Source organism: Nostoc sp., assembly GCF_036917975.1.
Taxonomy (GTDB): domain Bacteria; phylum Cyanobacteriota; class Cyanobacteriia; order Cyanobacteriales; family Nostocaceae; genus Nostoc.
Genome location: NZ_JBALEJ010000011.1, coordinates 1 through 10441 on the forward strand (window position 1 = coordinate 1; position 10441 = coordinate 10441).

General features: G+C 40.3%; 7 protein-coding genes. 4 read left to right on the forward strand and 3 right to left on the reverse strand.

From position 1 onward, the window contains the following. The first annotated feature begins 231 nt into the window (after positions 1-231). On the forward strand, positions 232-324 hold the full coding sequence (locus tag V7K76_RS34550) for a hypothetical protein (RefSeq protein ID WP_442936736.1): 93 nt from the start codon (positions 232-234) through the stop codon (positions 322-324). Between the two features lie 372 nt (positions 325-696). Here the strand turns inward: V7K76_RS34550 and V7K76_RS03475 are convergent, their stop codons facing one another. Beyond that, entirely contained in the window at positions 697-3540 is a 2844-nt protein-coding gene (locus V7K76_RS03475; RefSeq protein WP_335029665.1) for an AAA-like domain-containing protein, read from the reverse strand. Then, a complete protein-coding gene (locus tag V7K76_RS03480) occupies positions 3537-4991 on the reverse strand; it encodes an AAA-like domain-containing protein (protein WP_335029666.1) in 1455 nt (484 codons plus the stop codon). Before V7K76_RS03480 ends, V7K76_RS03475 begins: the two co-directional genes overlap by 4 nt. Before the next feature lie 841 nt (positions 4992-5832). Between V7K76_RS03480 and V7K76_RS03485 the strand changes: the two genes are divergently transcribed. The 3 genes from V7K76_RS03485 to V7K76_RS03495 all read left to right on the forward strand — a co-directional run bounded on the left by V7K76_RS03485 (position 5833) and on the right by V7K76_RS03495 (position 9229). Then, positions 5833-6735, forward strand: coding sequence for a hypothetical protein (locus V7K76_RS03485; protein ID WP_335029668.1), 903 nt, complete (start codon positions 5833-5835; stop codon positions 6733-6735). A 423-nt stretch (positions 6736-7158) separates the two neighbouring features. Beyond that, positions 7159-7284 carry a hypothetical protein gene (locus V7K76_RS03490; protein WP_334780447.1) on the forward strand — a complete coding sequence of 42 codons (126 nt, stop codon included), beginning with the start codon at positions 7159-7161 and terminating at the stop codon, positions 7282-7284. Between the two features lie 58 nt (positions 7285-7342). Further along, the gene (locus tag V7K76_RS03495) at positions 7343-9229 is read left to right on the forward strand and encodes a patatin-like phospholipase family protein (protein WP_334780446.1); all 1887 of its coding nucleotides are present in this window, start codon (positions 7343-7345) and stop codon (positions 9227-9229) included. A gap of 706 nt (positions 9230-9935) precedes the next feature. Here V7K76_RS03495 and V7K76_RS03500 read toward each other — a convergent pair. Further along, complete coding sequence (locus V7K76_RS03500) at positions 9936-10268, reverse strand: HNH endonuclease (RefSeq protein ID WP_334780445.1); 333 nt, start codon at positions 10266-10268, stop codon at positions 9936-9938. Positions 10269-10441: the final 173 nt, after the last annotated feature.

Below are 10441 nucleotides of genomic sequence, written 5' to 3' on the forward strand. Positions count from 1 at the left end.
AGAACCAGGATAGTTCATATTAACTATAACAGACATATTCGCTCAAGGAACTGAGCGGTTTAATCCGCTTAACATCGCTAAAAATCAACTCATAAAGAATTTAATTTACTTAATGTCAGATAGTTGAACAAAGGAAAATTAGTTATGAAACGAATGCTTGTAGGTATATTAGTTGCATTACCACTGTTCATTGCTGCCATGCCAAAATAGGCATCAGCATTAGTAATCGATATTGGTGGGCATCATCATCACAGGTGGATTCGTGGGCATTGGGAGAGAAGACATCATCGGAAGGTATGGATTCGCGGTCACTATGAACGTTGATGAAAAGGAGGGGAAAGAAAAACTTTTAACCTTTAAGAGGAACCCAATTCCAAGTTGAAAATGCACATTCTACGTTCGCTTGTATTTGCTGGGGAGCGATGGCAAGAGTGTAGTTTCTTTCTCAGTCAACATTGCGCTTAAACTGCATTTGGGCGAAGTGGTCTTGCAGTAGTTTGTGGATGAAGCGGTAGCGACCACCTACACGCTGAAGGAATAGGCGATCGGTGCAGTAATTGAGAAATCGGGCGTAGTTCTAGGGATGTAGCCTGCCCATTTTTCAAGCGTTCGCGTTCAGCGTCTCGTAGAGAGGAAACATGATCGCACTTTATAATTGCAGGTCACAACAGCTTACCATTCTAAAATGATACTAAGTTATGAAAATTTATGACAAAATTTGAGTTCTTCCTGTGCTTTGGGATGGGTGGCAAGGTAATCTTTTAGCCACAAACACCCCTGTACTAAAAGTTCATCTAATTCTCTAACCCGCCAAATTCTTGCGGTTTTATCACTCGAACCAGTAACAATGAACTTCCCATCTGGGCTGAAACTAGCGTGAACAATTTCATCTCTATGCCCTTCGAGTTTAGCTAGTGGTCTGCCAGATAAATCCCAAATACGAGCGGTTTTGTCTTCAGAGGTGGTAACGATGCGCTGCCCATCCGGGCTAAAATTAGCACTAGTAACATTTCTTACATGGCCTATCAGTTTGCCCAGTAACTGCCCTGATAAATTCCATATACGGGCAGTGCCATCCCATGATGCAGTAATGATATACTTTCCATCAGAACTAAAATTGGCACGAATAACAGTATTTTCATGCCCTTTAAGTACTACTGGTGGGTTACCAGACAAGTCCCAAATACGTGCAGTTTTATCGCTGGATGCAGTCACAATGTGGCTTCCATCAGGACTCCAACTAGCACTGTTAACCCACCCCTGATGACCTAAAAATTTAAACAATATCTTGCCTGACAAATTCCATACATAAGCAGTCCCATCACGAGATGTGGTAACAATACGCTGTCCATCAGGGCTAAAACTGGCGCTGCTGACTTCACGTTGATGTCCTCGGAGTATAGCTAACTGTCTACCAGACAAATCCCATACACGCGCTGTTGTATCGTGGGATGCAGTAACAATACGCTGTCCATCAGGGCTAAAACTGGCGCGAGTCACTTTTTGTTGATGTCCTCGGAGTATAGCTAACTCTTTACCAGACAAATTCCACACACGCGCTGTTCCATCATCAGAGGCCGTGACGATATGCTGTCCATCAGAGCTAAAACTGGCACGAGTCACTTTTTGTTGATGTCCTTGGAGTATAGCTAACTGTCTACCAGACAAATCCCACACACGCGCTGTTCCATCATCAGAGGCCGTGATGATACGCTGTCCATCATAATTAAAATTTGCGTCATTGACTTTTTGTTGATGTCCTTGGAGAACAGCTAATTGTTTACCTGATGAATTCCATACACGAGTAGTTTTGTCCCAAGATACAGTAGCAATACTTTCTCCAGTAGGACTAAAACTGGCGTTGTTTACATAACCTTTATGACCTTGAAGCTTATTTTTTTCTTGAATGTTATCAAGAATTATCTGTAAGGCTAAGATTGGGCTTGTAGCTGGGTATTTTTCTAACGGGCGACTATCTTTGACCAGTTCTTTTAACTGCTGCCCAGCCTTCATTGCCAATAAAAGCGCTTCTATTTGTTGAAACTCAAACTGGCGTAAAGCTTCGTAACCATCTCGTTCTAGTTTGTTACCTGCCAGTACTTCTTGTCGTTGTTGTTCTGCTACAATCGAGCGCACTCCTGTAATTACTGCCGCCACTAAGGATAGAGCCAAAACCACCGAGCCAATCTGTATACGTCGCTTGGCTTTTTCTGCGGCTTGTTCCAAAATTAACTTCGCTTGCTTTTCTACTTCTAAAGCTTCTTGGTTATCAATTTCTTGACTCGCGCTAAGAAACTGATAATCTATATTACTTAAGCTTTTGCCAACTGCCCATGCTTGAGCATTGCGTAATTGCTGCCCACGTAAAAGCTGTGAATTGTCTTGACATGAAGATTCTTCCCAAAGTGAGATCGCTTCTCCATAAGGTCGGACAGAAGCTAGCTCTTTCTCAACCCAATTTTTATCAAAAACAGATTCATAAATACGATTATAAACTCTTAAAAATCCATTCTGTTTAACTACTAAACCAGATAGCCGCAATTCGATTTGTTCAGAGCTATCATCACTCTTAATTTCCTCTAAACGCAGAATTTGTTGATACAGTCCCAATAATCGAGAGACGGATTTTTCATTACTAAGGATGCGAACGCGTATAGTCTGTAGATGCTGTTGTTTATCCTGCGCCCACCAATTCTCTATTATCCGTTCTTGTACAATTGCCGCTACCCATTGTGCCTCATGTTGAGAATGACGAGGCAAAGGATATGTAGTAATCAGTTGACACAACCATTGCGTAAGAAACGGGTGTCCACCTGTCCATTTTAATACCTCTTGCAAGACTACCTTGGGATTACTAACTACCCCAACCAATCCTGACTCTAAGGGCTTAGTTTGCTTTAGTTGAAAACCTGTTAATTCAACTGCACGACTATCAATATTAAAAGGTGTGTAATTGTGATTAGCAATTAAATCACCAGGTGTTGCTACTCCCAGCAGCGCGAAAGTGAGGCGCTTATATTTTAAATTGTCAGCCCGTTTGTTATAACAACTACGAATAAAAGCGAAAAAATCGTCTTTGAACTTTAGGTTTAAAACATTATCAATTTCATCAACGAATATAACAATATCTTGATGAATATTTTCTAGCAAGTCTTCAGTAATAAACTTACTCAATCGCATTGATGGAGGAATATACTGATATTTATACCACCAGTCTGCTATATCAACTTCCAAATTAAAACCGCTTACTAAAAGACTAGTAAAACCACCAAAAAATTCATTTGGCGTGACTTCATAACTACAAATATCCCTCATTTCAATTGCACTACAAGCGAATCCTTCTTCTTGCAAGGTTCGCATTGTTCTGACCCGCAAACTGGACTTACCCATCTGCCTAGAGTTCAAAACATAACAAAAAAAACCACTTTTTAACCCTTCATACAGTTCGCAATCTGCCTGGCGGACTACATAAGTAGAAGCGGACTCTGGTAAACTGCCCCCTACTTGATAAGAATTACTGTGGTTGTGCGTGGCGCTCATAGGTTATTTTGAAAGCGATCGCGAAAATAGTGGCGGTATAACTCATAACGGGGCATTATGCTATTACTGGAAAGCTTCACCAGCCCCAAGTCATTTAACTTTATTGCTATACTTTGATTCAACTGAGAATTAAATTCTACCGGAGAATTTGCTAAGACTATCTTTTCAAAAGCATGAGCCAATTCAGAATTAGACTGCAAACTTCTCCAATGTCGTTCTAAGTGGCGACTATAAATTCCCCATGCCGTGTGAGATGTTTGCAGCACTTCTTCAAGCGTTGTATCTTGTTGCCCTATCTGTTTGAGAGCTTCTTTTACTAAATAAGGATGTCCTCCTACTGTAGCCATTAACTGCATGACTTTGGCTGTATCGAAATTTAATCCATACCGCTGTGCTAAAGAAAGCACTTGCTCTTGGTTAAAGTCTGTTAACATCACCTCATATCCAGCATTAAACGGAGATTGATTGATATCAACCTCAGTGTAGATTTCTGAATGTAACACGACTAGCTGGAGTTGTCGCCAAACTTGACGAGTTTTAGCATCTTCATGCCAAGTTCGCAGCATACCTAAAAACTCGCTGGCAATTTCTCGGATTGAGAAAATTCGGTCAACTTCATCTAATGCTAAAACTAAGGGGCTTTCACCTGGTAATAAATACTTTTCAAAGTAGCTTCGACATTTAATTTTGCTATTTCCAATACTCTTGCGCCAGTGTTCTTCAACGCTGGTAGTCAACTCGAATCTATCAGCAACGATAGTACAAAACCATTGCAAAAATTTATCCAAGTTGCTGAAATCTTCTTGAGTCGCATCCCGCAGGTTTAAAACTGCTGTTCGGTATCCCTTTTGCTCGATGTAATGTATGATTCTTGACATCATCTCTGTTTTTCCTGTCTGCCAAGGGGCTTTAATTCGCAGCAAACATCCAGGCTTCAAAATCTCCAAGTAACAGCGTTCTTCAATGGGAGGGCGTTCCACATAAAAGGTAAAATCCGTAACTTGGGCTTCCATAACAGACAGATGCTCAAGCTGTTCGTTACTCTCAATAATTTTGTCTTCTTTATCTAAACTGCTTAAATGGAGCGATGGCACGGGCTTGGGGGCTTCCGCTTTACTGGGCTTCTCTCGGCTATTCTGAAAGGTTGATACGTCATCCGCCTCTTCCAAGTCTCGATAATTTCTGCTGGACTCTATCTCATGCTCCTTACCCAAAACTGATGGAGTTTCCATGTCAAACTCAGCAATCTCCTCGCAGTTTAAGGACAATTTATCACAGATATCTACAAAAACCGCCCGATCAACTGGTTTTCCTGTCAAAAAATTGACTACTGTGGAGCGGGCCATGCCTAGCTCCTCAGCTAGAGCCTGTTGACTAGGAAAGCCGTTCCGTCTCACCGCTAGCTTAACTATTCCAATGCAATCCTGTCGAACCTTGAGCGATCGCGGCATATCAGTCCTGATGAACTAGTTAGATTCTACATGGATGCAATAACAGATGGATGCGATCGCTTAAAAGTCAGCCTTACTCAGTCATTCTCAGGCTTGAACTCGGTCAACGGGGAGGTTTGATAGAACTATCAAGCTTAGTTAATCAATCCATCAACAATTAAGAGGTTTACCCAAAAATGATCGGCAGCAGTTTCAAACTATCAAGGAAGCCTATTTTTACGTAGACCATTCTCAATTATTTTGGTCATACCAAATCAAAAAAAGCCTGTTTACTATCCCACGGTCATCGCATCTGAAGTTGTTGTGACTCCAGATTGAAAGTTTGCGTGCGCGTAACATTGGAACCAAAATGTACGCTAACGACTGATTCCTGGGATAAGGATAAAATTTCTACCTTTTTTAATGCCTCATTCTCATCGATATTTCAGGCTTTGAGCGTGCTAATTTCTGAAGGTATGGGGCATTTTTCTAAATTAACTCGTGAACCGTAGACATCACCCAAAAGCTGTTTTCTGTGTTTAGCTTCTCCCATACTTCATCCCCTGTTACTACCATGAGTGTCTAACTAGAATACTAGCCAATGCTGCAAAGTCCAAAGCTTTAGCTGACGTTGTTACTAATTGAGAATGCAAAACTGCTCTCAAGTTTTGACAAGAGAGCAGCTAAAGCGAAGTGCGGAATATGGGTTACAAAAAAGGCAGTTCTTGCAGAGGGCAGAGGGCAGAAGGGATCAATTTAGTTGGGGATTGTGACACAGAAAACCAAATTCATCTTCACTATAGTGATCGGTCCTTTTCTCATCCATAATTAACGGGTAATCGCCCTTTCAATCAATAGACTAATGAAATTCAAGCTTTTTATTTCTCTGCTAATAGCATTGTGCCTTTTTATTGTCGTTCCATCTGCGATCACTGAGCGCGCTTCCAGCAATCAGTCAAACATTGATTCTTATTTAATTGCAGGTGCTAGCCAAGAGCCTCAAGAGCTAGATTGGGCTAAACGCCTCATCGATGACATACAACCTCAAAACAATGCCTACACTTCCAAAAACCCGACCCTGAAATGGAAAGGTGTAGATGGTGCCACAAAGTCTCAAAATCGAACGGTTTGTTCTTCGTTTATTACCCGATTGCTGAAGCGAGCCTATGGCTATACTAGTTCGGATATCAAAAATTGGATCGGTTTAGACAACCCTAAAGCCGCCAATTATTACGACACTATTACCGCGCAGAAACGTTTTCAGTTAATTTCCCAAGTCAGCGATATTAAACCTGGGGATATTCTCGCTATCAAATACTCGGAGAATGACCGTAACACAACAGATGCAGAAGATCCTAGTTCCGATCAAAATATATCGGATGCTAACCAATGTCCTACATCCTTGAAATCAACAGGTCATGTTGTTCTAATTAGTCAAGCTCCCATTGTCCACAACACCTCGCCCCCAGTTCAATCTGATCTGACTCAATATTCCTTAAAAGTAATCGACTCATCCAAATCAGGTCATGGATGCAAAGATACTCGCTTGCTGCCTAATAAATCCTGTAACGACAAAGATGCCTGGGACGATGGAGGTGTAGGACAAGGCACAATGCGCCTTTATGTTGATCGCAATGGGGTCATTGCTGGTTATACCTGGAGTCTTCGTTCTAAATCTACTTACTATTCTCAAAATGGATATGAGAATAAACAAGGCTGTCAGATTCCGAGTCATCCTTTAGTTGTGGGACGACTATCGAACTAACAAAACGATCGCTCGTTGTGTCCAAATTGCCTATGATCGTAATCCTAGCGCCGCTTGAGGCTGTTGTTGCTCGGTGGAATGCGTGAACTCTACGGATGGAGAACCTGAAGGTGGTGGGGATACTTGGGGAAAAACCTGATTTTGGGTTTTTGATAGAATGCTGAAATACAAACCAAGTAAACATCTGTAAAGGTATTTGCTCTGGTTGCATAAATCTATCATTAATTTCGGATAAATCTAAAGAAGACGTTGTAATTCGTGAGTATCAAAGAGTTAATTGATGCTCAGAGTTTTGGGAAATTCAGGCTTCTTGCATACTCCTATGGTGAAACACCAATAGCATCTTTGCAGTAGAAGAGGAATTTTCCAAAATAGATTGCCAATAGCGTTGAAAAAAAACACACAGATTTTAGGATAAATGTTATGACTACTCCAAATATTTACCAACTCCACGGTAGTGAGATTATCGTTAATTACTCGACTGGAGAATTGGGGTCAATCAAAGCTTTAGAATATCAAGACACACTGCAAACTCTAAATTTTAAGTAGGAATAGCAGGGATTTACGCTTTTCTTAGTGCCATATAAAATAGAAAGTAGGTAGAAAAATGACTCAAGTTAAAGAATGCGATCTCGTAATGAAAGGCGGTATCACAAGTGGAATTGTTTATCCATCTCTAGTGTTACAACTCAAGGATAAATATCACTTTCGTAATATTGGTGGAACCTCAGCGGGTGCAATTGCAGCAGCAGCTACAGCAGCTGCGGAATATGGACGTGATACCAAAGACTCTCTAGGAAAGGGTGGTTTTGAAAAGCTGAATGACTTACAGAATGAGCTTAAAAAAGGTACATTTCTGCGAGACCTTTTCCAACCTTCTGCGGCAACACGTCCACTCATAAATGTTCTATTTGACCTGATGGACATATTTAAATCTCAACGAAAATCAAAAATCGTAAAATTTCTGGGATTGACAAAATCATTATTGGTTCATTTGCCTTTGATTTTTACTACTGGTGTATTTTTAGGTATGTGTTTGAGCTACTTACTAATAACATTGGTAGGCGGATCTGTATCCGGTTGGAGAATTATTTTCCCAATCTTAGTAGGTTGTTTAACAGCATTAATTGTCAGTGTCATCAATCTCATCTTTATTTTAACCAGAAAAGTACCGGAAAACTTTATTGGGTTATGCAGTGGTCGCAAGGATAATTTGGAAACAGAAGATTTCACCGTCTTAACTGACTGGTTAAACGATAGACTCAACGACATAGCTGGAATTAAAGGCAGGTCAAAACCTTTGACTTTTGGTGATCTAAGGTGTAAAAAATTTGACGATAACAGACTGACAGCAGATAACATTACGCTTAGAATGGTAACTTCTAACCTGAGCCAAAATCAACCTTACGTGTTGCCATTCAAGAAAGACTTGTTCATTTTCAATCGCCAGGATTTTGCGAAACTTTTCCCTCCACAAGTATTAAATTACTTAATCAGCTTGGATCTTCAGAAACGTAATGGTGTCATTCTGCCTAAAGATTATTATTTTTTACCAGATGCAGATGACTTACCAGTAATTGTAGCTACACGCATGAGTCTTAGCTTTCCTATCTTACTTAGTGCTGTTCGTTTATACACTATTAAGCTGGAAAAATTACTTTCAACTACAAAACCATTGGAATTGACAGCCGACGATCTGCAAATCAATTGGTTTAGTGATGGGGGAATTTGTAGTAATTTTCCCATTCATTTCTTTGATTCATGGCTACCATTACGTCCTACTTTTGGCGTTAACTTAACGTCAATGCCAAAAGATAAAGTGGATTATCATGCTGAGAATCAAGTAAGCCTAGACTATATCAGCCCTACTCTTTCTCAAGTTAACACTCAGCCTAATACAGATGCTATTTATTTACCTAAAGCAGATGAACCACCTGTAACAGAACTCATCCCATTGGAAAATGATGATTCGTTAGTACCTAATCTTTTGCGATTTTTGGGCGCTATTTTTTCAACTGCTCAGAATTATCGAGATAATGCCCAATCAATACTACCTAGTTACCGAGAAAGGATAGTGCAGATTCGCCTGAATGATGACGAAGGTGGACTAAACCTAGCTATGACTCAAAATACTATTCAACATGTGATTGACAAGGGAACAAAAGCCGGAGAACTTCTGCAAGATTTCAAATTAGAACCTCATCAGTGGGTTCGTTTCCGCGTGGTTATGAAGTTGATGGAGGCTAATATTAATGACATGAGAAGTGCGATAATTCAAGACTCTATTTATCGTAAGATTATTGACCAAAAAGTTAATATTGAAGATTTTCCTTATTGTTGTTCTGTTAATGAGCAAATCGAATGGTTATCTCAAATAAGTGAACGTCTGAAAGGGATTGGTGAACAAGTAGACAAATGGCAGTCACCTACTGTATTTGCAAAAGAACCTTTCCCATTGCCTGAGCCAGTACTGAGAGTAACACTAGAGATTTGACATACTCACCGAATAAAAAGTGCGGTGATTCTTGACAGTTCATACTAACTTACGTGCAATTACCCCAGGGCTATTTCATTCTAAAAAGTCGTTTGAGTATGTCTAAACCAAAAGAGCAGAGTCGTTGGGCTTGTGCCATATTGTTAAACATATTGTCCCTGTATAAATTGAGTGAGAAATTGCGAGCGAGGGCAAAATTTTGAGTCAGAGGGGTAGTGCGAATTCTAGATTTATCTTCGCCTTGGGGACAAGTAGCAAGTGCAACAGTAAACAGCATAGGGTTAACCGGAAATCATTTTGAGTTCCCTCATCCTAGCCCTGCAAATCATAAAACATGGTCTAACCTCATGGGCAAGCCAGCAACAAGAGCAAATCGTATTAATTTTTGACAGGAAAAAGTTTTGGCTTTCTTGAATAAGTTATAGTACTAGATCAAGATTCCCTTGCATTGATACTGCCAAGCGACCAATTACTTTCTGAAAACGGGGACGCATAATCTGCGACTCGCTGCCATCCCCACTTATAGGCAGTGTCAACTAGAATTTCTTTACCGTTTCGGAACTTAATAAATTCCTGCCCGTGGTCGTAAAATATGTCTGCAACTAGTTGATTACGCTCGTGGTAGGGTCGAGGTGTGCATTACTGCATCACCCCTCCCATTCGGAACCGTGCTTGCGACTTTCACCGCACACGGCTACTCAGTATGTTATCCATTTGTCATATCGGACTTCCTGACAGCATGACCTATGAAATTAGGAATATCGTGTATCCACTCCCAGTTAGTTTTATTCCAAAATTGAGAAAGTTTCTCTCGGAATTTGGAGCGGTCTTTCTTCCGTATTTCTTTTAGGTCAATTGCGGTCTTTTCGTCGTGACAATGCCGATGTAATAATTGCAGATTTTTATACTCATCCTTGCCTCTTAATGCTCTGGGGATTTTGTGGTCTACTTCTAAAACATCCCATTCTTGGAAGCTTAAACCGCACCAAGGACATTTACCTTTTTGAAGTTTTAGCAACTTAGCCTTACGATTAGGCATTTGGGGGTGTATCCCTAGTCTTTTACTCCAGTAAACTGTGTCGCCATCGTAAGGGCTTTTATCGCCTTTAACTTTTACATAAGAACTCTTGCATAAATATTTTGTGGTATGATATTGGGTTATTTTAATTTGAGATTTGGCAATTAGAATAGGAAGAATTTATCAATTTTTTC